17 protein-coding genes are annotated in these 23,318 nt (G+C 70.7%); 6 read left to right on the forward strand and 11 right to left on the reverse strand.

The annotated features are described in order from the left end of the window. The first annotated feature begins 41 nt into the window (after positions 1-41). From ACE3OU_RS10975 to ACE3OU_RS10995, 5 genes are all read left to right on the forward strand, one after another. A complete protein-coding gene (locus ACE3OU_RS10975; RefSeq protein WP_374241602.1) occupies positions 42-1,067 on the forward strand; it encodes a CDP-6-deoxy-delta-3,4-glucoseen reductase in 1,026 nt (341 codons plus the stop codon). 24 nt (positions 1,068-1,091) lie between these two features. After that, positions 1,092-2,228 carry an EAL and HDOD domain-containing protein gene (locus tag ACE3OU_RS10980; protein ID WP_374241603.1) on the forward strand — a complete coding sequence of 379 codons (1,137 nt, stop codon included), beginning with the start codon at positions 1,092-1,094 and terminating at the stop codon, positions 2,226-2,228. A gap of 227 nt (positions 2,229-2,455) precedes the next feature. Further along, the gene (locus ACE3OU_RS10985; protein ID WP_374241604.1) at positions 2,456-4,495 is read left to right on the forward strand and encodes an ATP-binding protein; all 2,040 of its coding nucleotides are present in this window, start codon (positions 2,456-2,458) and stop codon (positions 4,493-4,495) included. 50 nt (positions 4,496-4,545) lie between these two features. Beyond that, positions 4,546-6,747 carry an EAL domain-containing protein gene (locus tag ACE3OU_RS10990; protein ID WP_374241605.1) on the forward strand — a complete coding sequence of 734 codons (2,202 nt, stop codon included), beginning with the start codon at positions 4,546-4,548 and terminating at the stop codon, positions 6,745-6,747. A 104-nt stretch (positions 6,748-6,851) separates the two neighbouring features. Beyond that, the gene (locus ACE3OU_RS10995; protein ID WP_374241606.1) at positions 6,852-7,088 is read left to right on the forward strand and encodes a hypothetical protein; all 237 of its coding nucleotides are present in this window, start codon (positions 6,852-6,854) and stop codon (positions 7,086-7,088) included. A gap of 43 nt (positions 7,089-7,131) precedes the next feature. Here ACE3OU_RS10995 and ACE3OU_RS11000 read toward each other — a convergent pair whose 3' ends face one another. The 3 genes from ACE3OU_RS11000 to ACE3OU_RS11010 all read right to left on the reverse strand — a co-directional run bounded on the left by ACE3OU_RS11000 (position 7,132) and on the right by ACE3OU_RS11010 (position 9,231). After that, the gene (locus ACE3OU_RS11000) at positions 7,132-7,620 is read right to left on the reverse strand and encodes a MarR family winged helix-turn-helix transcriptional regulator (RefSeq protein WP_374241607.1); all 489 of its coding nucleotides are present in this window, start codon (positions 7,618-7,620) and stop codon (positions 7,132-7,134) included. 133 nt (positions 7,621-7,753) lie between these two features. Continuing rightward, positions 7,754-8,677, reverse strand: a complete 924-nt coding sequence (locus ACE3OU_RS11005) for an SPOR domain-containing protein (protein WP_374241608.1) — start codon at positions 8,675-8,677, stop codon at positions 7,754-7,756. Beyond that, on the reverse strand, positions 8,674-9,231 hold the full coding sequence (locus ACE3OU_RS11010; RefSeq protein WP_374241609.1) for a hypothetical protein: 558 nt from the start codon (positions 9,229-9,231) through the stop codon (positions 8,674-8,676). The genes ACE3OU_RS11005 and ACE3OU_RS11010 overlap by 4 nt, the downstream gene beginning before the upstream one ends. Before the next feature lie 343 nt (positions 9,232-9,574). Here ACE3OU_RS11010 and ACE3OU_RS11015 point away from each other — a divergent pair, with 343 nt between their 5' ends. Beyond that, a complete protein-coding gene (locus tag ACE3OU_RS11015; protein WP_374241610.1) occupies positions 9,575-10,342 on the forward strand; it encodes a YdcF family protein in 768 nt (255 codons plus the stop codon). Here the strand turns inward: ACE3OU_RS11015 and ACE3OU_RS11020 are convergent. The 8 genes from ACE3OU_RS11020 to ACE3OU_RS11055 form a co-directional block, all read right to left on the reverse strand. Then, a complete protein-coding gene (locus ACE3OU_RS11020) occupies positions 10,332-11,129 on the reverse strand; it encodes an enoyl-CoA hydratase/isomerase family protein (RefSeq protein WP_374241611.1) in 798 nt (265 codons plus the stop codon). The genes ACE3OU_RS11015 and ACE3OU_RS11020 overlap by 11 nt on opposite strands. Positions 11,130-11,612: 483 nt before the next feature. After that, positions 11,613-12,809, reverse strand: a complete 1,197-nt coding sequence (locus ACE3OU_RS11025; RefSeq protein WP_374241612.1) for an acetyl-CoA C-acyltransferase — start codon at positions 12,807-12,809, stop codon at positions 11,613-11,615. A 13-nt stretch (positions 12,810-12,822) separates the two neighbouring features. Continuing rightward, positions 12,823-15,207 carry a 3-hydroxyacyl-CoA dehydrogenase/enoyl-CoA hydratase family protein gene (locus ACE3OU_RS11030; protein WP_374241613.1) on the reverse strand — a complete coding sequence of 795 codons (2,385 nt, stop codon included), beginning with the start codon at positions 15,205-15,207 and terminating at the stop codon, positions 12,823-12,825. 178 nt (positions 15,208-15,385) lie between these two features. After that, on the reverse strand, positions 15,386-16,675 hold the full coding sequence (locus tag ACE3OU_RS11035) for an OmpP1/FadL family transporter (RefSeq protein ID WP_374241614.1): 1,290 nt from the start codon (positions 16,673-16,675) through the stop codon (positions 15,386-15,388). Positions 16,676-16,777: 102 nt separating this feature from the next. Further along, complete coding sequence (locus ACE3OU_RS11040; protein ID WP_374241615.1) at positions 16,778-18,715, reverse strand: 3-hydroxyacyl-CoA dehydrogenase NAD-binding domain-containing protein; 1,938 nt, start codon at positions 18,713-18,715, stop codon at positions 16,778-16,780. Next, positions 18,715-19,995 (reverse strand): acetyl-CoA C-acetyltransferase, encoded by a 1,281-nt coding sequence (locus ACE3OU_RS11045; protein ID WP_374241616.1) that lies wholly within the window; start codon positions 19,993-19,995, stop codon positions 18,715-18,717. Before ACE3OU_RS11045 ends, ACE3OU_RS11040 begins: the two co-directional genes overlap by 1 nt. Continuing rightward, the gene (locus tag ACE3OU_RS11050) at positions 19,992-22,292 is read right to left on the reverse strand and encodes an acyl-CoA dehydrogenase (protein WP_374241617.1); all 2,301 of its coding nucleotides are present in this window, start codon (positions 22,290-22,292) and stop codon (positions 19,992-19,994) included. The genes ACE3OU_RS11045 and ACE3OU_RS11050 overlap by 4 nt, the downstream gene beginning before the upstream one ends. Positions 22,293-22,329: 37 nt before the next feature. Further along, positions 22,330-23,001: a TetR family transcriptional regulator gene (locus tag ACE3OU_RS11055; RefSeq protein WP_374241618.1), complete on the reverse strand. Its 672-nt coding sequence runs from the start codon at positions 22,999-23,001 to the stop codon at positions 22,330-22,332. Positions 23,002-23,318 lie beyond the last annotated feature (317 nt).

Below are 23,318 nucleotides of genomic sequence, written 5' to 3' on the forward strand. Positions count from 1 at the left end.
TTTCGACGATTCATTTAGCGATTATCTCACGGCCACCCATCATGTCGTTCCAGGTCACCCTCCAGCCGAGCGGGCTCGGCTTCTCCGCCTCCTCCGACGAAACCGTCCTCGAAGCCGCCCTGGCCGGCGGGCTGATCCTTCCCTACAGCTGCCGCGACGGCGCCTGCGGGGTGTGCAAGAGCAAGGTGCTGTCGGGCGAGGTCGACCACGGGCGCTACGCCGAATCCACCCTGACCGCCGCCGAGCGGGACGCCGGCATGGCGCTGCTGTGCTGCGCCCGCCCCCGCTCCGACCTCGTCGTCGAGGTGCGCCAGGTCAACCGCGCCGGCGACATCCCGGTCAAGAAGCTGCCCTGCCGCGTCCAGAAGCTCGTCCGCGCCGCCGACGACGTGATCGTCCTCGAACTGAAGCTGCCGGCGAGCGAAAAGTTCCAGTTCATCGCCGGCCAGTACATCGACATCCTGCTGGCCGACGGCAAGCGGCGCAGCTTCTCGATCGCCAACTCGCCGACCAGCGCCGACCACCTCGAGCTGCACATCCGCCACGTCCCCGGCGGGCAGTTCACCACCCACGTCTTCGAGAAGCTCAAGGAGAAGGACATCCTGCGCTTCGAGGGCCCCCTCGGCGGCTTCCGGCTGCAGGACTCCCCCAAGCCGGCCATCCTGCTGGCGGGCGGCACCGGCTTTGCGCCGATCAAGAGCATTGTCGAGAACGCCATCGCCACCGGGCAGACCCGCCCGCTGACCCTCTACTGGGGCAGCCGCAACCTCGCCGGCCTGTACCAGCTCGACCTGGCCCGCGGCTGGGAGGCGCGCCTGCCGGGCTTCCGCTTCGTGCCGGTGCTCTCCGAGGCGCAGCCGGCCGACAACTGGAGCGGCCGCCAGGGCCTCGCCCACGCCGCCCTGATGGCCGACCTGCCGGACCTCTCCGGGCATGAGGTGTATGCCTGCGGCTCGCCGGCCATGATCGACGCCGCCCGCGCCGACCTCACCGGGCAGTGCGGCCTGCCGGCCGACGCCTTCTTCGCCGACGCCTTCAGCTTCTCGAGCGATCCCACCCCCACCTGAGCCCCGGCCCCGGAACCCGAGCCCATGAGCAACGCCCTGATCACCCGCGAGCCGGTCATCAACAAACAGTACAAGATCACCGCCAACCGGCTGATCATGCACGCCGCCTCGGTTGCCCAGGCGGTGGAGAGCCTGCAGAGCCTGGCCGACGTGTGGCCCTCGACCCACCCGGTGTTCATCAGCCTGTACCGGCTGGTGCCCACCCCCGACCTGCTCGCGTGGTCCGCCCCCGACAACGCGATGGTCGAGATCCCCGCCCAGGCCATCACCAACCCGCTGACCCTGTCGCTGATCCCCCGCCTGCAGGAGGCCGGCATCAGCCTCAACCTCACCTGGTACCAGCCCGACACGGTGGCGCCGCCCGGCGTGCCGTGGCGCTTCGTGATCATCGACGCCAAGCGTCAGTCCCTGCCCCTCAACCCGCCGGGCCTGGCCATCGCCTGGGGGCTCGGCGACGTGCCCGAGTTCCGCGACGCCGTCGCCCAGGGCTACGACGGGGCCTCCGGCTGGTTCTTCCTGCGCGGCCTGAAGACCGACGGCAAGCTCGCCCCGTCCCACGCCCAGATCGTCCGGCTGCTCAGCCTGGTGCGCCGCAACGCCGAGGTGAAGGACATCGAGCACGTCCTCAAGCAGGACGTCGCCCTCTCCTACAAGCTGCTGCGCTACATCAACTCGGCCGGCTTCGGCCTGATGTGCGAGATCCAGTCCTTCCGCCACGCGGTCACCATTCTGGGTTACGAAAAACTCCATAAATGGCTTTCCGTACTGCTCATTTCGGCCAGTCGGGACCCCTCCGCACCGGCCCTGATGCAGACCGCCATTGCCCGCGGCCGCTTCATGGAGAAGATCGGGGCCGCGTTTTTCGAGAAGGGCGAACTCGACAACCTGTTCATCACCGGCGCCTTCTCGATGCTCCACCTGCTCCTCGGCGCCAGCCTCCAGACCGCCCTCGACGAGATGCACCTCCCCTCCGCCATCTATGACGCACTGATAAGCGGCGAGGGCGTCTACGCCCCCTTCCTCAAGCTCGCGCAAGCCCTGGAAAGCTTCGACGACAAGCCTCTCGCGGGTCTTTCCAAGGAGCTCCACATCACGCCGGAGGAGGTCAACCGGGCCCATCTCGAAGCCCTCGCCTTCGCCGACAGCCTGCAGTTCAGCTGACACAAGCCCCCCGCCAAGCCCAGACTCTGACCGCCGGCGCGAAATGGGTCACACTCTTTTGCCCAAGCCCCACCTCGGGCACGCATAAGTCACAGGCAGCAAGCGGGAGGCTACGGTTAGAATTCAAAGCACTAAATTTATGAAAACCGTGCTTCGTCTTTATGCCCACGACCCGAATATTCAAAATGCGACGTCCTTCGGCTGTTCCGACATCGCGTCTGCCCGCTTTGCGCGAAAGCGCAACGGCGCTGCTTCGGGCTCTCTCCAGCGGCAACCCGACACCCCATGACATCGCCCGGGCCATCTCCCTCGACCCGGTCCTGGTCTTCGAGCTGCTGCTGACGGCACCGCTGGGCGGCAACGACGCCGAGAAGCTCCTCGACGCCATCGCCAACCGCATCGCCGGCATCGACGCCGGCCTGCTGCAGGGCTGGTCCCTGCGCCACGTCATCCAGCAAACCCATCACCGGGTCAGCGCCCGCTCCCACCGCCACCACGCCCTGCACAGCCAGTTCGTGGCCGAGCTGTCCCTGCACCTGGCCCTCGAGACCAGCTACCCCCGGCCGGACGAGGCCTACTGCGCCGGCCTGCTGCACGACCTCGGCCTGCTGTGGTTCAGCGAATACAGCGACGACTACCGCCAGATCCAGCTCGACGCCATCGACGAGCGCGCCCTGGCCATCGCCGAGTGGGAACGCTACGGCTTCGACCACGCCGAGCTGTCCTCCGACCTCGCTGCCCGCTGCGGCTTCCCGGCCAGCGTCGTGGACGCCATCGCGCTGCACCAGGCCGAGCCGGAGGGCATCATCAACGCCCACCCGCTGGTGCGCATCCTCGCCGCCGCCGAAGAGCTCGCCGGCTACCGCGGCAACCAGTCCGCCGCCAGCCTCGACAGCGCCAGCCGGCTCACCGGCGTCGAAGGCGGCGTGCTGGTGAGCCTGATCGCCGACACCGCCCGCGGCCTGCAGGACCGCCTGAAGGGCCTCGAGCTCAGCATCGAGCCCGCGATGCTCACCCAGCCGTGGGCGATCTCGTCCATCGACAAGGAAGAGCCGCCCGCCGACACCAGCATCGCCCGCACCGCCCTCGGCGCCTTCTCCCGCGGCGCCTTCAATGACGCCGCCACCGCCCGCCAGGGCTTCGACGTGGCGAGCCGCCTGCTCCTCGGGCTCGACGCGCCGGTGCTGTTCGTGCGCAACTTCACCGAAGACTTCCTGGTCGGCGCGGCCCACCCCACCCACCCGGGGCTGGATCAGCTGCAGATCGCCATCGCCGACGAATACAGCACCCTCGCCCAGGCCTTCCGCAACGACGGCGAGACGCGCTTCGAGCTGGGCGCACGCCCGCCCGGCCGCAACACCTCCGACTGGCAGCTGGCCCGCTGGCTCGACTCCGACGGCCTGCTCTGCGTGCCCTGGCGCAACCCCAACGAGGCCGGCGTCGCGGTGTTCCCCTGCGCCAGCAACGAGATTCCCGGCGACGACGTCGAGCCCGGCCTGCGCCGCATCGTCACCCAGGCCGCGACCACCCGCATGTCCGAGCGCCGGGCCGACGAGAAGATGCGCCAGGAGCTCGAGGACAGCATCGCCCGCCGCTACGTGGACCACGCCCGGCGCATCGCCCACGAGGCCAGCAACCCGCTCACCGTGATCAAGACCTACCTCGGGATGATCGACGAGCGGCTCGACGACCCGACCCTCAAGGAGCAGTTCGCGCTGCTCAGCGACGAGCTCGACCGGGTCAGCACCCTCGTGCGCCGGACCAGCGACTTCAGCTCGATCACCCCCTCGGGCCCGGCCCACAGCGGTGTCGCCGAGATCCTCCACGACCTGCGCGCCCTCTACGGGGAGGCCCTGTTCTCGCGCCGCGGCATCCACTTCGAGCTGCGCGCGCCGGCCAACCTGCCGCCCGCGGCGATCCCCCCCGACGCCCTCAAGCAGGTGCTGCTCAACCTCTTCAAGAACGCCGCCGAGGCCATCCCCGAAGGCGGCAAGCTCACCGTCGCGGCGGTCACCGGCATCAACGCCAACGGCAGCCGCTGCATGGAGATCCGCGTAGTGGACAACGGCCCCGGCCTGCCCGCCGAGCGCATCGACACCCTGTTCACGCCCAACGCCCACAGCAACGACAAGCCCGGCGGCAGCGGCATCGGCCTGCCGGTGGTGCGCGACCTCGTGACCGCCTACGGCGGCACCATCCTGTGCCGCAGCCAGCCCGGCTCCGGCACCCTGTTCCAGATTTTCGTGCCACTGGCGGCAATGCCCTGAGTTGATGCATCATTGCGCCGCTATGTAACGCAGCATGCCCGGGAGTCACGATGGTCATCCCCTGGGAAGGTCCTTTCTTCCCAACCGACGAGGGCCGGCGCAACGCCGCCGAGACCCTCACCCGCATCCTTGTCGTCGACGATGAGCCGTCCCTGACGCGCTCCGTCGCGGCCCTGCTCCAGAGCAAGGACCGCCTGATCGAGGACTGCACCTCCGTCGCCGAGACCCTCGCACGCCTCAACACCCGCGCCTACGACCTGCTGATCATCGACTACCGCCTGCCCGACGCCTCCGGCCTGGCGGTGATGGACTGGCTGCTCAGCCACGAGCGCCGCGAATCCACGATCATGATCAGCGGCGAAGAATCCATGGATGCCGCCGTGGGCGCCCTGCGCCGCGGCGCCGACGACTTCCTGCTCAAGCCCTACAGCCCCGAACAGCTGCGCCGGGCCGTCGCCAACGCCCTGCAGAAGCGCCACGCCGAGCGCAACAACCGGCTCCTCCAGCAGCGCCTGCAGTCGTCCGAGCAGATGCACCGCTACCTGGTCGAGAACTCCCTCGACCTCATCTACACCCTCGACGCCGAGGGCCGCTTCAACTACCTCAACCCGCGCATCGAATCGCTCCTCGGCCACCCGCGCAACGGGTTGATCGGCAAGCATTTCTCCGAGATCGTGCACCCCGAGGACCTCGACCGGGCACGCTTCTGCTTTGCCGAACGGCGCACCGGCCCACGGGCCGCCAGCAACATCGAGCTGCGCCTCAACCGCAACCCCTTCGGCCCCGACAGCAACGACGACGACGGCCCGGTGAGCATCGTGCTCAACGCGATGGGCATCTACCGGCGCGCCGACTCCCGCGCCGCCGCCCACTTCGTCGGCACCTACGGCGCGGCGCGCACGCTGCCCGCCACCCGCCGTGCCGACGACGACGTCCCGCCCGCCCGCTTCGGCTACCACGACCCGATCACCCAGTTACCCAACCGGGAGCTCTTCCACGACCGGCTCAACCTCGCGATCACCCAGGCCAAGCGCCGCAAGGGCCTGATCGCGGTGATGCAGATCAACGTCAGCCGCCACCCGCGCGGCGGCGACCCCCTCGAGCAGGGCGACGCCGACACCCTGCAGCGCTCGATCGCGCTGCGGCTCAAGCAGTGCCTGCGCCGCGGCGACACCCTCACCCGCCACCGGGGTGACGAGTTCATCGCGCTGCTGCCCGACATCAACAGCGAACCCGATGCCCGCGCCATCGCCGAAAAGATCCTGCAGGCCTTCCAGGCCCCGGTCGTGATCGACGAGCACGAACACCTCGCCAGCCTCAGCATCGGGATCGCGATCCACCCCCAGGACGGGCACAGCGCCGAAGACCTCATCCAGTTCGCCGGGGTGGCGATGCACCAGATCAAGGGCAGCGGCAGCAGCTTCAGCTTCTTCTCCCCCGAGATGCACGCCAGCTACCGCAGCCGGGCCTCCCTCGAGAAGGAGCTGCGCCACGCCGTCACCCACAACGAGCTCGAGCTGCACTACCAGCCCCTGGTCAGCCTGTCCCGCGACCGCATCAGCGGCATGGAGGCGCTGGTGCGCTGGCGCCACCCGACCCACGGCCTGGTGGCGCCCGCCCGCTTCATCCATTCGGCCGAAGAGGCCGGGATCATGCACGAGATCAGCCGCTGGGTGCTCGACACCGCCTGCGCGCAGATCGCCCTGTGGCGCCGGCAGTTCCCCGAGCTGCGCCTCACCACCAACCTCTCCCCGCGCGACTTCGAGCATGCCGACCTGGCCGACACGGTACAGCGGGCCCTCACGCGCCACGGCCTGCCGCCGGCCAGCCTCGAGCTCGAAGTGAGCGAGAGCCTGCTGTGCGGCGACCTGCACAACGTCGCCCCCGGCCTGCGCGACCTGCGCAACCTGGGCGTCGGCATCAGCCTGGACGACTTCGGCACCAGCTACTCGTCCCTGGCCAACCTGCCCCGCTACGGCATCAGCCGCATCAAGATCGACCGCAGCTTCGTCAAGAACATCCAGAGCCAGTCCAGCCACCCGGTCATCAACGCGATCGCCGGCGTCGCCCGGGGCTTCGACATCCAGCTCACCGCCGAAGGCGTGGAGCGCGGCGACCAGCGCTCGGCCCTGGAAACCCTCGGCTGCGACGAAATGCAGGGCTTCCTGTTCTCCCGCCCCCTCGACGCCGCCGCCGCCGGCGAGCTGCTGGCCGGCTTCCGCCCCTCCCGCCTCCCGGCCGGCACCGCCTGAGCGCGCCGCCCGGCGGCTGCCGCACAACTGCCTTCGGCGTTTCGCACAGGCGTCACATACGACGCTTAGATTGCCCCCATCGCCAAAGCCTGCAGGAGAACGCCATGGGAGTCTTTCGCCTCGTCCTCGCCCACCCCGCACGCCCGGACGCCCCGCGCATCGTTGCCGAACACCTCGACCCCGGCCTGCTCAAGCAGCGGGGCTATGAGATCGCCCGCAGCCTCGGCGACGAATCCGCCCTGTGGGCCGCCCCCCCGGGCAACGGATGCAGCCACGGCTTCGCGCTGCACTGCCGCAGCGGCCACGCCCTGTCGATCGTGCCCCACCCGGGCGCCGACTGAAGCGGCCCGGCGGGCCGGCGGCATCTGGCCGGCCCCACGCGGCTCAAAGATCCGCCAGCGGCGTCTTGGCGCTGGCCGGCGCCCTCACCGTCAGCTGGGCGATCACCTCGGCCAGGCCCAGGTGCAGCCCCTCCAGCGTGTCGTCCGGCAGGCCCTGCAGCGCCTGGGGCAGCACCCCCTCGGTCGGCCCCGGCGCGGCGGCCAGCACCTGGGCCGCGTGCTCCGTCAGATGGAAACCGTCCTCGCCCTGCTCCCCCTTGGTGTGGGAGCAGAAGATCAGCCCCTGCGCTTCGAGCCGGGCCAGCAGATCTCTGCAGAGGGTCTGGTGGATGGACATCCGGGTGGCCAGCTCCGACGCCCCGGCGCCGGGCGCGCGGGCAATCTCGTCGAGCAGCCACAACTGCGAACCGGACACACCGCAGTGCTCCTCGATGTACTGGAAATGCTGACGGACGGAACCGTAGATCACCCGAAACTGCCCGAGCACGGCGGCGGCCGTCGGATGGGCGGGTGCTTTTTGCGTGAGAGTCATGGATCTTGAACTTTATGAGTTGAAAGCATGACGAGCGGGAAGCCGGCCCATGCTGGTGCAAGCCGCTTCCCGCATCGCTCTCAAGGCTTGACCATCCACGCCGCCGGCAAGTTCCACCGGCAGGCGGCGCCGCTCAGCGCCGGAAGGGAATCAGGTCGCCGGGCGTGAAGCCCTTTTCGCGCAAGCGCGCCTGGGCCGCCAGCGCATCACGCCGATCGGAGAAGGGCCCGACCAGCACCCGGGTCTCGAGGTGGGACGGCACCCCCTCGGCAGACAGGCGGGCCCTCAGCACCTCCGCCTGCTCGGCACTCGGGTAGGCCCCGAGCTGGAGGTAGAAGGCGCCCTCGGCCGCCGTCTTGCGGACCGGGGCCGACGGCCCCTCCGGAGCGGCGGCGGCCCGTGGCGCGGCCTCGGAGGCCACCTGCGCCGGAGCGGGTCGCGCCGCAGCCGGGGTGGGCGGGATCACACCGCTCGCCGCCGGGACCGCTGCCGCCACCGGCACAGCCGGAGCCGCGGCACCAGCCGGTGCGGCCGCAGCCGTCACCTTGGCCGGGGGCGTCGTCGCCGTCCGCGCCGGCGGCACGGGTGCCGGCTGGGAAGCCGGCTCGGCGGCCTTGCGTGCCGGCTCGCCGCGGGCCGCCGATGCTGCGCTGCCCGCAGCGTGGGCCGGGCGCTCGGTCGGGCGCCCCCCCTCTGCCACGCCGGCCGGCGACTCGAGGTGCTCGCCGCGGCCGGCCTTGCCCGGCGCGGGCAGGACCGGCGGCGGCACCTCCTCCACCGGCGCGGGCGCCGGAGGCACGGCCTCGCCCCCCGCGCGGACCACGTCGGGCGGCGCATCGCGGCCCACCTCGGGCATCACCTGGGCCGGCGCGATGGGTTTGGTCGGCAGCGCCGCCTCCTCGACGGGCGGCGGGCGCGACTGCTGGTCGAACACCGCCAGCCCGCCCAGCAGCAACCCGATCAGGCCCACCGCAATGCCCGCCCGCATCCACAACTGACGGCGGGAATCGTCCTCCCCGACCGCATCCTCGTCGGCGGTTTTCCGCTCTTCGCTCATGCTCCATCCTCCGCCCGCGCCAGCGCGCATACCAGTTCCGCCTCGGCCACCGAGATCCCGCAGTGATCGGCGATCTGCGCCGCGGCGACCCCCCGGCCGGCCAGCAGCATCGCCTCGGAATGCTGGGGCGACACCGGGCGCACGTATTGCTGCGAGGCCGGCGCCTGGGGCGGCGGGATCTGGGCCTCGGCCCGATCCAGGGCGCCCTGGATCTCGTTCATGTCGAGACGCAGCGCGACCAGCTCGCTACGCAGGAAATCCTGCTCGGTGCGCAGCTGGCCGATGTCGCGGCGCAGCTGCTGGATCTCGAGCTCGTTCATCTCGGCCAGCGGAATCTCGGGAAGGCCCGCCGCGAAACCGCCTGCGGGCGGGGGCTCGGCGGCCGCCGCGGCGACGGCCGGCGGCGCCGCGACGACCTCGGTCTGCGGGGCGACCTCGGCCGCGGGCCGGCGCACCCGGCGTGGCCGCGCCAGGCGGAAGAGGATGAGCACCAGATACAGGGACAACACACCGACCAGCGCCCAGATCGCCTCCCTCACGCCCAGCTCGGTCATCGCGGAGGCTCCGCCGGCGCGGCCGCGGACGCCGACGCGACGCCCGTGCACGGGTGGATGAGATGCCCCGGACCGCATTCAAGCCCGAATGCTCCCCACTTCGACTGGAACCCTATGCTCGCGATGATCTTTCCCCTGGTGACTGAAGCCCGTCCGTCGCAGGGCCGGGCTGGAGGCGAAGACCGGCGGCGCCCGCTCCGGGTGAAAGAACGCGGTCGGCAGCTCAAAAGCCAGCATCCAGGCACTCTTTACGGGCGGTACGCAGCGGTCTGCTGCCGTTCCGGGATGATAGCCTTGCACCTCTCCACCGACAATGCGGCGCCCCCCGGGCGCGGCGCTTTTCATGATGCTCTACTTCAAGAACATTCTCGCGGCGCTCCTCCTGCCCCCCCTCGGGCCCCTGGTGCTGGTCGCCCTCGGGCTGCTGCTGCTCGGACGCCGTCCGCGCCTCGGCCGGATCGTGGCGTGGAGCGGCCTCGCCGTCGGCGTCGCGATGATCACCCCGGCGACGGTGGGCAAGCTGATAGACGGCCTGGAGGACATCCCGGTGGTCGACCCGGTGCGCCTCGCCGATGCCGGCGCCATCGTGATCCTGAGCGGCGGGCTGCGCGACTACGCGCCCGAATACGGCGGCCCGACGGTCAACCGCGTCACCCTGGAGCGGGTCCGCTACGGGGCCCGGCTGGCCCGCCAGAGCGGCCTGCCGGTGCTGGTCTCCGGCGGCACGCCGAGCCGCCAGGCCGGCGCCCTGGGGCCGGGGGAAGCGCAGCTGATGAAGCGGGTGCTGGAAGAGGATTTCCGGGTGCCGGTGCGGTGGGTCGAGGGCCGCTCCCTCGACACCCGCCAGAACGCCGACTTCAGCGCACCGATGCTCCGCGAGGCCGGCGTGGGCAAGGTCGTGCTGGTGACCCACGCGGCCCACATGCACCGCGCGATGGAAGCCTTCGAGCAAGCCGGCATCGCGGTGATCCCCGCCCCCACCGCCTTCCTCGGCGGCCGCGGCAGGAACGACAACCTGCTGCCCAGCCTGCCCGCCATCAACAGCGCCTACGCCGGCGGCTATGCCGCCCACGAGTGGGCGGGCATCCTGGCCTACCGGCTCAGCCGTTGAAGCGCGGCTTGCGCTTGTCGAGGAAGGCGCCGATGCCCTCGTCGAAGTCCGCCCGCGCCGCGCAGCGCGCAAAGGCCTCGGCCTCCAGCTGGAGCTGGGCGTCGAGGCTCTGGTCGGGGGACTGGTTGAGCAGGCGCTTGATCTCGGCGTAGGCCTCTTTGGGGCCGCGCAGGATGCGCCCGACGAGCGCATCCACCGCCGCGTCGAGCTCGGCGAGGGGCACGACCTTGTTGGCCACGCCCAGGCGCAGCGCCTCGGCGGCATCGAAACGGTCGGCCATGGTGAGCAGCTCGAAAGCCTTGTGGCGCCCGACGATGCGCGGCAGGAACCACGACACGCCGCCGTCGCCCGACAGGGCGATGCTGCTGTAGGCGGTGGTGAAGTAGGCCGAGTCGGCCGCCAGCACCATGTCGCAGCCCAGCGCCAGCGACAGCCCGAAGCCGGCGCAGGCCCCATGCACGCGGCCGATCACCGGCACGCGCAGGGCGGCCAGGGCCTCGACGCTGCGGTTGATGTCCTGCTCGATGGTGGCGCGGAAGCTGGCGATGCGGCTCTCGGGCGACAGGTGCAGCTGGCCGGCGAAATCCTTCAGGTCGCCGCCGGCCATGAAGTGCTCGCCCGCCCCCCGGATGACGACCACCCGCAGGTCGTCCCGGTGGGCGAGCCGGGAGGTGGCCTCGGAGAGGGCGCCCATCATCTCGAAGGAGAGCGCGTTGAGTGCCGCCGGGCGGTTGAGGGTCAGGGTAGCGACGCCGTCGGCGACGTCGAGGAGGATGGTGGAGCTCATGGTGGGTCCTTAACGGGGAAATCCCTCAATTTGACCCGGAAAAAACGCCCGCGGGAAGCACCCCACCGCCGCGAGCGCCCAGCCCGACGCCCCGACGACGCAGCCCGGACCGGCGATTGCGCTGCCCGAGGGCTCCACGCGCGCCCTCAAAAGGGGCAGCGGCGGCCGTCAAAGCACCATGCTTGATGCTTTTTGCAGCAACAGCAGAGCCTCGGCGCGGCGACGCCGCTGAAAAAAGCATCAATGCCGGAGCGCTTGGGCTACGGCATCGCTGCAAAAAGCATCAACGCCGGGGCTCCCGGGCTGCGACTTTAAGGCCTGGAGCCGCGCTGCCGCTGCAAAAAGCAGCAGGAGCGCCGGTCGCGGCCCGGCGATCACCGCCTTCGGCTGCGGCGCCCGCGCCTCTCAAGGATACGCGGGGCCGCCCCAGGTTGCCTTGCTTCCACGGGGGGCGGGCTGGGCGGAGCCCAGCCCTGGGAGCGGTCACACCTTCTCGAACACCCCCGCCGCACCCATGCCGGTGCCGATGCACATCGAGATCATCCCGTAGCGGGCCTGGCCGCGCTGCATCGCGCTCATCAGGGTGGCGGTGCGGATCGCCCCGGTGGCGCCGAGGGGGTGGCCGAGGGCGATCGCGCCGCCGAGGGGGTTCACCTTCGCCGGGTCGAGCTCGAGCTGCCGGGCCACCGCCAGGGCCTGGGCGGCGAAGGCTTCATTGAGCTCAATCCAGTCGAGCGCGTCCTGCGCGATGCCCGCCGCCTTGAGGGCCCGCGGGATCGCCTCGACCGGGCCGATGCCCATCACCTCGGGCGGCACCCCGGCCACCGCGTAGCTGCGGAAGCGGGCGATCGGGGTGACGCCGTAGCGCTTCACCGCCGCCTCCGACATCAGCAGCACCGCTGCGGCGCCGTCGGACATCTGCGAGCTGTTGCCGGCGGTCACCGAGCCACGGGCGGCGAACACGGGCTTCAACTTGCCGAGGGTCTCGAGGGAGGCATCCGCCCGCGGGCCTTCGTCGGTGTCGCACAGGCGTTCGCTGACCCGCACGGCGCCGCCCTCGCCCGGCTGGTAGCTGCTCACCAGGTAGGGCGTGATCTCGTCCCGGAAGGCGCCGGCGGCGATCGCCGCCACCGCGCGCCGGTTGGACTCGACCGCGAAGGCGTCCTGGTCGGCACGGCTGATCTGCCAGCGCTCGGCCACCTTCTCGGCGGTGAGGCCCATGCCGTAGGCGATGGCGAGGTTCTTGTCGCGGGCGAAGATCGCCGGGTTCAGCGAGATCTTGTTGCCCATGATCTGGGGCATCACGCTCATGCTCTCGGTGCCGGCGGCGATCATCACGTCGGCTTCGCCGAGGCGGATGCGCGCCGCGGCGTCGGCCACCGCCTGCAGGCCCGAGGCGCAGAAGCGGTTGATGGTGATGCCCGGCACGGTGTTGGGCAGCCCGGCCAACAGGAGGCCGATGCGCGCGACGTTCATGCCCTGCTCGGCCTCGGGCATCGCGCAGCCGACGACCACGTCGCCGATCTCGGTGGGGTCGAGGCCCGGCACCTTGGCGACGACGGCCTTCAGCACGTGGGCCAGCATGTCGTCGGGGCGCACGCTCTTGAACATGCCGTTGCGTTTGGCCACCGGCGTGCGGGTGGCGGCGACGATGTAGGCGTCCTGGATCTGTTTGCTCATGGTGCTCCTCCCCTCAGTTGCGCAGCGGCTTGCCGGTTTCCAGCATGTGCACGATGCGTTGCTGGGTCTTCTCGGTCTTGAGCAGGTCGACGAAGAGCGCGCGCTCCACATCCAGCAGCCACTGCTCGGGCACCCGGCTGTTGGTGTCCACCTCGCCGCCGCACAGGGCGGTGGCGGCGGCCCTGGCGACGCGGTAATCCCAGGCCGAGATGAAGCCGCCCTCCCGCATGTTGATCAGCATCATCTCGCAGGTGGCGATGCCATTGCGGCCGGCCACCGGCACCGCGCGCTGCACCGGCGGCGCCTGCCAGCCGGCCTCGGCGAGCGCCCGGGCGCGGTGGAGGGCGACGTGCAGCAGCTCGCGGGGGTTGAAGACGATGTCGTCGGAGGGCAACGCAAAGCCCAGCTCGACGGCCTGCAGCGCGCTCTTCGAGACGGTGGCCATCGCGACGGTCTGGAAGAAGTTCTGGATGAAGGGGAACACGTCGCCCCCGGCGGCGCGGGCGGCCATGCCAGCGGCGCGCAGCGCGAGCTCCTTGCTGCCGCCGCCGGCCGGGATCAGGCCGACCCCCACCTCGACGAGGCCCACGTAGCTCTCGAGGGCCAGCACCCGGTGGCTGGCGTGCATCGCAAACTCGCAGCCGCCGCCCAGCGCCATGCCCTGCACCGCGGCGACGGTGGGCACCGCGGAATGCCTGAGGGCCATGGCGGCCTGCTGGAAGCGGGCGACGGTCTTTTCGAGGAGGTCGAACTGGCCGGCCTGGCAGGCATCCGCCACCTGCTGTAGGTTGGCGCCCACTGCGAAGGGGGCGTCGTGCCAGATCACCAGGCCGTCGAGGTCGCGCTCGGCGCGGGCGATGGCCTCCAGCAGGCCGTCCATCACCTCGTTGCCGATGGCGTGCATCTTGGATTTGAAGGAGACGATGCCGATGCGGGCGTCCCGGGCCGGCAGGCACCACAGGCGCACACCGTCGTTCTCCCACAGGGTGAGGCCGGCATCGGGCGCGGCTTCGCCGAGCACCTGCTCGGGGTAGAGCTGGCGGCGATACACCGGCAGGGTCCGCCGCGGCTTGAGGGCGGATTCCGCGGCGCTCCAGGAGCCGGCGGGGGCATGCACGCCCTGGCGGCCGTCGAAGACCCAGGCGGGCAGCGGCGCGGCGCTCATCGCGAGGCCGGCGTCGATGTCGGCCCGGATGGCCTCGGCGATGGCTTGCCAGCCGGCGGCCTGCCAGGTCTCGAAGGGGCCCTGGCTCCAGCCGAAACCCCAGCGCATGGCAAGGTCGATGTCGCGGGCGTTGTCGGCGATGGCGCCGAGCTGCACCGCGCAGTAGTGGAAGACGTCGCGGAAGATCGCCCACAAAAACTGCGCCTGCGGGTGGCTGCTGGCGCGCAGCTGGGCGAACTTGTCGGCCGGGTTGCGCTGCTTGAGGATCGCCAGCACCTCGGGGGCGACCTCGCCGGCGCTGGGGCGATAGGCCTGGCTGGCGAGGTCGAGCACGGTGATGGTCTTGCCGTCCTTCCGGTAGATGCCGCCCTTGGTCTTCTGGCCGAGGGCACCCTGGGCGATGAGGCCGGCGAGCCAGTCGGGGTTCTTGAAGTAGGCGTGCCAGGGGTCGTCGGCCAGGGTGGCCTGCATGGTGCCGACCACGTGGGCCAGGGTGTCGAGGCCGACCACGTCGGCAGTGCGGTAGGTGGCACTCTTGGGGCGGCCGATCAGCGGGCCGGTGAGGGCGTCGACCTCGTCGAAGCCGAGGCCGAGGCGCGCGGTGTGGTGCATCACCGCCACGATCGACATCACGCCGATGCGGTTGGCGACGAAGTTGGGAGTGTCCTTGGCGCGGACGATGCTCTTGCCGAGCCGGGTGGTGAGCCAGGCTTCCAGGTCGTCGAGCATCGCCGGCTGGGTGCGCGCGGTGGCGATCAGCTCGACCAGCGCCATGTAGCGCGGCGGGTTGAAGAAGTGAATGCCGCAGAAGCGGTCGCGCAGGGCCTCGGGCAGGCCCGCGTCGAGGGCGGCGATCGACAGCCCCGAGGTGTTGGAGGCGAAGATGGCGTCCGGGCGGATGTAAGGCGCGACCCTGGCGTAGAGGTCGAGCTTCCACTCGAGCTTCTCGGCGATGGCTTCGACGATCAGGTCGCAGCCACGCAGCTGCTCGAGGCCATCGCCGTAGTTGGCGACGTCGATGAACTGGGCCCGGTCCTTGGTGGCGAGGGGCGCCGGGTCGAGCTTCTTGAGGCCGTCCACGGCCTTGCGGGCGATGCCGCTGGGGTCGCCCTCCTTCGCCGGCAGGTCGAACAGGACCACCGGCACGCCGGCATTGGCGCAGTGGGCGGCGATCTGCGCCCCCATCACGCCGGCGCCCAGCACCGCCACCTTGCGAATGATCAGTCTGCTCACGCGTTTCTCCTTTGCTTGTGGCCCGGGGGGCCGGGTTGCCTGCAGCCTGGGACGACGCCCAGCCTGCCGGAGCACCGGCCCCGGCAGGCCGTTATCGCTCTCAAGGCAACCCGGGGCCGCCCCGGGTTGCCTTGCCCTGCACGGGGGCGGGCTCGGAGGAGCCCGGCCCTGGGGGCGCTCAGAACGCCATCGAGTACTGGGCGCCGAGGATCCACACGCGGGCGTCGTAAACACCCTTCACGTAGCCCTTGTCAGTCCGGGGATTGGCGGGCGTGCTCTGGTTGTTGTCGATGTGCGACTCGGGCACGAAGAGGTAGGCCACACCAAGATCAAGCCGGGCATCCTTGTCGAGCTTCAACTGGGCCCCGGTGGAAAACCAGGTCCGGTTGTTGTCAGGCAGGGACACCAGCCGATGCTGGGCGCCGGGCACCGGCGTCTGGTCGTAGGCGACACCGAACTTGAGCTTGACCGTGTCGTTGAGGCGATAGTTGGCGCCGAGGGCGTAGCGCCAGGTGTCACGGAAGCGGGTGTCGAGCTTCTCGACGTCCCCCGTGGAGGGCACGATGTTCACCGCCGGAATGCTGCTCCAGCCGGTCCACGAGATGTCGCCGAGCATCTCCCACTTATCGTTGAGGCTCTGGGCCACCGACAGGATGAAGGTATCGGGCAGCTCCACGTCCGCCGTGGCGCTCCGGGTGCCTATCGCGGCGGCGGCGGGGCCCGACGGCTGCAGGCGGCCCTCCAGTTCGTGCTTGATCTTCGAGCGGTAAGACACGCCGACCTTGGTGCTGGGGCTCAGGGTGAACAACGCGCCGATGTTCCAGCCCCAGCTATTGTCGGAGGCGCTCAAGGTCGCGCGGGTTCCGTTGAGGGCCATCACCTGCGGGAGCGGCACGGCGGACGACGATACCAGCCGGGCATACTCGACCTCCATGCGCTGGAAGTTGATACCGGCACCTACCGACACCTTCTCATTCACCCGCCAGGCGATGCTCGGGTTGATGTTGTAGGTTTTGATGTCGAACTTGAGCGCATGGGCGCCGCCGACCCACGGGCTGCTGTATTCGGTCATCAGCCCGAACGGTGCGCCAAAGCCGACACCGGCATAGACATCCTTGGTCAGCGCCCACGACATGTAAGCATTGGGCAGGAAGGCCCAGCTACCCGCATCGCCGCCGTTGCCCGCGTTGTTGAAGGCGCCGACGCTGGAGTCCTGATTCTTGAACTTGAAGGTCGGCCGCACGAGGGAGAGCCCCACCGACACCTCCCGGTCCTTCAGCTGGGTCATCCCCGCCGGGTTGAAGAAGATCGTACTGGCGTTCTCGGCCACCGCGGCCGAGCCGGCGTAGGCGTTGCCGATGCCGCTGGCGTTCTGTTCGAGCAGCTGGAAGCCGGCAGCGGCGGCCTGGCCGCTGGCGAGGCCCGCGGCCAGCAGGGGCATCAGGCGGGCAATGGTCTTCATTTTCATGGCATCTCCTCAGGTGTGGCGCGCTTTTTTATAGCGCCGGGGATGCGCGGGCCCCGGGCGGATGCGGTTCGGGGCAGCCGGCGCCCCGCGTGGCAGTGAATCTTACCGGCCCGCCGCCCCGGCGGCGCGGGAATGATGGAGCGGCCCGCCGGTGAAGGGCGCGAAGCCGGTGCCGAATATGACCCCGGCGTCGGCCAGGTCGGCATCGGCGACCACGCCCCTCGCCACGCAATCGTCGGCCGCCGCCAGCAGCGGCGCCAGGATGCGCCGGGCCAGCCCCTCCGGGACCGCCGGCGCGGCGGCCTTGCGGGCCTTGCCGGCCTCCCAGCGGTAGAAGCCCTGCCCGCTCTTCTTGCCGAGCTGGCCAGCGGCCACCTTGTCGGCCAGGGCACGGGGCAGCACCGCCTCGGCGCCGGCCAGGGCCTTGCCCGCAGCCACGGCGATGTCGAGGCCGACGGTGTCGATCAGCTCGATCGGCCCCATCGGCATGCCGAAGGCGGTAAGCGCCGCGTCGATGGCCTCGGGGGCGATGCCCTCGTCCACGCAACGAAGCGCCTCGTACATGTAGGGCCCGAGCACCGCATTGACCAGGAAGCCCGGCGCGTCCCGCACCGGCAGCGGCAGCTTGTCGAGCTTGCGCACGAAGGCCGCAGCGCGCCCGAAGGCTTCCTCGCCGCTGGCTGCGGTGCGCACCACCTCGACCAGCGGCATCATCGCCACCGGGTTGAAGAAATGCACCCCCACCAGCCGCGACGGGTCGGCGAGGGCCATGGCGATGTCGGCGATGCGCAGGCTGGAGGTGTTGGAGGCGATCAGCGCGTCGGGCCGGGCACGGGCCTCCACGCTGGCGAGCAGCGCGCGCTTGGCCTCGAGGTTCTCGAAGATCGCCTCGATCACCACGTCGGCCCGGGCCACACCGTGGCCGCCCGGGTCGGGGATCAGGCGGTCGAGGGCGAAGCGCACCTCCCGCGGCTGGCCGCGGAACTTGCGCTCGAAGCGCTTCGCGGCCCGGGCGATGGCCGGCGCGATGCGCTCGATGGTCTGGTCCTGCAGGGTCACGATCATGCCGCGCAGGGCGCACTCGGCGGCGATGTCGCCGCCCATCACGCCGGCGCCCACCACATGCACCCGCCTCGGCGCAAAGTCGGCGTCCTTGCCGAAGGCCTTCAGGCGCTCCTGCAGGTGGAACACCCGTACCAGGTTCTTGGCGGTGGGCGAGCGGAAGATCGCCTCCAGCGACGCGGGCGCGTCGGCGGGCACCGCCAGCGCGTTGCCGCCGTGGCGGGCCCAGATGTCGATGATCGCGAAGGGCGCCGGATAATGCCCGGGGCGCACCTTGGCGGCGGTCTGCCGCCGTGCCTGGCGGGCCACGACGGCCTTCAGCGGGCCGTTGAGGAGGCGCTGCATGAGGGGCAGCTCCCGCGGGGCGCGGCCGGACAACAGCGTGAGGCGGGCGGCGCTGTCCATCACCCGCGGCGGCACGCAGTCGTCAGCAAGGCCGAGGCATTTCGCCTTGCGGGCATCGACGCCCTTGCCGGTGAGCATCAGGTCGAGGGCCGCCGCCGGGCCAATCAGCCGGGGCAGGCGCAGCATGCCGCCCCAGGCCGGGTAAATGCCCAGCATCACCTCGGGCAGCGCCATCCGGGTGGCGGGCTCGTCCACCGCGATGCGGTAGCGGCAGGCCAGCGCCAGCTCGAGGCCGCCGCCCAGGCAGTGGCCGCGCACCAGCGCGAGGGTCGGGTAAGGCAGCGCCGCCAGCCGGTTGAACAGGTTCCAGCCCCGCTCCACCAGCGCGCGGGCGGCGGCGGGCGAGTCGATGCGGGAGAATTCGTCGATGTCGGCGCCGGCGATGAAGCCGGCGGCCTTGCCCGAGCGGATCACCAGCCCCTTGGGCGGCTGGCGGTCGAGTTCATCGAGCAGGCCGGCGAGCTCTCCCATCACCGCGCCGCCCAGGGTGTTGGTGCTTGCGTCCGCCACGTCCAGCGTGGCCCAGGCGAGGCCGTCGGCGTCGCGTTCGAGTTTCCAGTGTCGCAGTGCCATCACAGGGCCTCCACCAGCATTGCGCCGCCCAGGCCGCCACCGATGCAGATCGTGGCGATGCCCCGCCTGCCGCCGGTGCGGCGCAGGGCCTGCAGCAGATGCAGCACGATACGCACCCCGCTCGCCCCCACCGGGTGGCCCAGCGCCACCGCACCGCCGTCGATGTTGAGCCGGGCCGCATCGATCTCGCCCAGCGCGCCGGGCAGGCCCAGGCGCTCGCGGCAGTAGGCGTCGTCCTGCCAGGCGCGCAGGCAGGCGATCACCTGGGCGGCGAAGGCTTCGTTGAGCTCCCACAGGTCGAGGTCATTGAGCCCGAGGCCGTGGCGCTGCAGGATCGGCGTGGCCGCATGCACCGGGCCGAGGCCCATCAGCTCGGGCTCCAGGGCCGCCCACTGGCAGTCGACGATGCGCCCGATCGGGGTGAGGCCGTGCCGCGCCACCGCCGCTTCGGAGGCCAGCACCAGCCAGGCCGCGCCGTCGGTGATCTGGGAGCTGTTGCCGGGGGTCACGCGGCCGTACTTCTTGTCGAAGAAGGGCTTGAGCTTGGCGAGGCCGGCCAGGGATGCATCCCGGCGCAGGCCGTCGTCGCTGGCGTAGACGCTGCCGTCCCGGTCGATGAGCGGCACGATCTCGCCAAGATGCCCGGCGTCCTGGGCCGCCGCCACGCGGCGATGGCTGTCGACGGCAAAGGCGTCCATCTCGTCGCGGGTGATGCCGAAACGCCAGGCCAGGTTCTCGGCGGTCTGGCCCATCAGCTGGCCGACGATGGGGTCGGTGAGGCCCTTCATGATGCCGATCACCGGCGCCAGGTGGCCGAGGCGGAACTTCCGCAGCACAGCGAGGCGCTCGCCCAGGCTGCGGGCCGCCATCCAGCCGGCAAACCCGTGCACCATCGGCTCGGAGAACAGCAGCGGCGCCCGCGACAGGGCATCGACCCCGCCGGCCAGCACCAGCTGCGAGCGGCCGCGCTGGAGGTTGGCCATCGCCGAGTCGATGGCCTGCATGCCGGAGGCGCAGTTGCGCATCACCGTCCAGCCCTGCACGCCGATGCCGCAGCCCATGCGCAGGGCGGCGACGCGGCCGATGTTGACCTCGTCCGGCGACGGCGCGGCGCAGCCGAGGATCACCTCGTCGAGCTGTTCGGGGGCGAAGCGCTGGCGGACCAGCAGCGCGCTGCCGGCGGCGGTGGCCAGGTCGGCGGCGGCGAAGGGACCGGGGGCGTTGCGCGCCTTGAGAAAGGGCGTGCGCGCCCCGTCGATGATGTAGACAGGCGGGTTCATGCGGGCTGCCTTGGGGGGTCGGGCAAGTCGGCCAGCGCCGCGCGCAGGCCGAAGTCGTAGGGGAAGTCATCCACGCGGATCACTTTGTCGCGCAGTTCGCCACGGCGCTTGATGAGCGCGTGCTCGGCCCGGCTGATCACGCCGGCGGCGAGGGCCTGGTCGTAAACGCCATCCACACCACCCAACGGCAGGCCCGGCTTGAACTCGCCGGCCTTGATCGCCCGGCGCACCTTGGCCTCGACGGGCTCGGCCTCGAGGGTGGCCGCGAGGGCCGCCTCCAGCGCGCCGACGGGCTCGTCGAGGTCGGTGGGCAGATACACGTCGGAGGTCAGCCGGTCGCGGGTGGGCGAAGGCTCGATCAGCAGCCGCGCCACCTGCTGGCCCAGCGCGTCGGAGGGCGGCGCCCAGGGCTTGCCGAGGGGAAACACCACGCAGCGGCGCAGCAGTGCGGCGGCGAGGCGATTGGGGAAGTTGGCGATCACCCCCTCGAAGGCCAGCTGGGCCTTGTGGAGGCAGTCCTGCAGCGCCCAGTGGAGCAGCGGCAGGTCGGCCGCCGGGCGACCCTCGTCCTCGAAGCGCTTGAGGGCGGCGGAGGCCAGGTACATCAGCGCGAGCACGTCGCCCAGGCGGGCCGACAGCTTCTCGCGGCGCTTCAGCGAGCCGCCGAGGGTGGCCATCGCCACGTCGGCGGTGAAGGCGAAGGCCGCCGACAGGCGGGTCAGCTGGCGGTAGTAATCGCGAGCCTCCGGCGCCACCTCCGCGGGCACGGCGGCAAAGCGCGCCCCGGTGAGTCCCAGCGCCAGCGCCCGCAGCGCATTGCCGGCGGTGAAGCCCACGTGCCCCCACAGGGCCGCGTCGAAGGCCGCGAGGTCGCCGTCCCGCGCGGCCTGCATTTCCTTGAGCACGTAGGGGTGGCAGCGCACCGCGCCCTGGCCGAAGAGGATCAGGCTGCGGGTGAGGATGTTGGCGCCCTCCACGGTGATCGCCACCGGGATCTGCTGGTAGGCCCGGCCGAGGAAGTTCTGCGGCCCCAGGCAGATGCCCTTGCCGCCGATCACATCCATGCCGTCGTTCACCGTCTGGCGGGCGCGCTCGGTGACGTGGTATTTGACGATCGCCGACACCACCGAGGGTTTCTCACCCAGGTCGATGGCGCCGGCGGTCATCACCCGCGCCGCGTCCGACAGCCAGGTGTTGCCGCCGATGCGCGCCAGCGCCTCCTCGACGCCCTCGAAGCGGCCCACCGCGGTCTTGAACTGGTAGCGCACCCGTGCATAGGCACCCACCGCGCGGGCGGTCATCTTCTGCATGCCGGTGTTGGAGCCCGGCAGCGAGATCGAGCGGCCCGCCGCGAGGCACTCCATCAGCATCCGCCAGCCCTGGCCGGCCATCGCCGGGCCGCCGATGATGAACTCGAGGGGCATGAACACGTCGCTGCCGCGGATCGGCCCGTTCATCCACACCGCGTTGAGCGGAAAATGCCGCCGGCCGATCTCCACGCCCGGATGGTCGCGGGGCACCAGCGCGCAGGTGATGCCCACGTCCTCCGCGCCGCCGAGCAGGCGCTCGGGGTCGAACAGCCGGAAGGCCAGCCCGAACACCGTGCACACCGGCGCCAGCGTGATGTAGCGCTTGTCGAAGCTGACCCGCATACCCAGCACCTCACGGCCCTGGTGCATGCCCCTGCACACCACGCCGGCATCGGGAATCGAGGCCGCGTCCGAGCCCGCCCACGGGCTGGTCAGCGCGAAAGCCGGGATCTCGTCGCCGCGGGCGAGGCGCGGCAGGTAGTGGCGCTTCTGCTCCGGGGTGCCGTAGTGCAGCAGCAGCTCGGCCGGGCCGAGGGAGTTGGGCACCATCACCGTCACCGCCGGCGCCGACGAGCGGGTGGACAGCTTGGTGATCACCGCCGAGTGGGCCAGCGCCGAGAAGCCCTTGCCGCCATACTCGCGGGGGATGATCATCCCCAGGAAGCCCTGCTCGCGGATGTAGCGCCACACGTGCTCGGGCATGTCCTGGCGCTGGGTGCAGTCCCAGTCGCGGGTGAGGCGGCACAGCTCGGTGGTCTCCACGTCGAGGAAACGCTGCTCCTCGGCGCTGAGCGTGGGCGTCGGAAAGGCCAGCAGCCGTCGCCAGTCGGGCCGCCCGCCGAACAGCTCGCCCTCCCACCACACGGTGCCGGCCTCCAGCGCGTCCTTCTCGGTCTGGGACATCGACGGCTGCGCCCGGCGGAAGGCCCGGAAGATCGGCGCCGTCACCAGGCGGCTGCGCAGCGCTCGCAAGAATCCAGAAGCCATCGGCAATCTCCTCTCAAGCAGGCCCGGGTGCTACGGCTCAGGCCGCCGGGCGGTCCGGATAGGCCAGCGGCGCCCGCAGGCCGCCGAGCAAGAAGCTCATCAGCCGCGGCGCCAGCCGGGCCGGGTCTTCGTCGTCGAACTTACCGGCCAGAAGTTGCAGCGCATCGGTGCCGGCGATCGCATACGACATCGCGCCCATCATGAAGTGGAAGCGCCACAGGATCTCGGTGCGCTCCACCTCCGGCAGCGCCCGGTACAGCGCGGCCAGGAAGCGGTCGACGCACTCGGCGTACTCCTCGGCCAGAAACTGGCGCACGAAGTCGTTGGGGTCGGTGTAGGTGCGCCCCAGGAGGCGCATGAAGGTGTGGCCGCCGCCCTCCACGTCGGCCGCCATCCGCAGCGCGGTGCCGAAGAAGGCCTCGACGATGCGGCTCGGCTTGAGGGGCGCCCCGCCCGCCTCGGCCTCGAGGGCGTCCAGCTCGGCGACGCGGCGCCGGTTGAGATCGGTCAGGCGGCGCCGGAAGACTCCCTGGAACAAGCCCTCCTTGGAGCCGAAGTGGTAGTTGATCGCCGCCAGATTGACCCCGGCCTGGCCGGTGATCATGCGCATCGACGTGCCGTCGAAGCCATGCTCCATGAACAGCGCCTCCGCTGCATCGAGGATGCGGCTGGCGGTATCCGGTGAATTCTTCGAAGCCTCGTCGCCCATGGCCACCCCCTTGAGTCCGCCGCAAGAGCGGGAGAGATACAAATAAAACGAACGTTTGAATCATACGTTCATGTTGATCCGTGTCAACAGCGGACACTGAGCCATCGCCCCCGCGCCGCCGCCAAAACCATCCCATCGGCGTAAAGCAGAGCAAAGCAAGCACTTTTGATAAATATTTCTGAGGCGCCTCAACGATCTTTTAATAAAACCTGAGAGATCACCTCGGGGAGCACGTATGCTAAGTGCGACACAACGCCCCCGAACACCGAAACCCGATGCTAGGGCAGGCCCAGCACCAGCGCGTCAAACTGGCCGCG

It is taken from the genome of Zoogloea sp. (genome assembly GCF_041908905.1).
Classification (GTDB): Bacteria; Pseudomonadota; Gammaproteobacteria; order Burkholderiales; family Rhodocyclaceae; genus Zoogloea.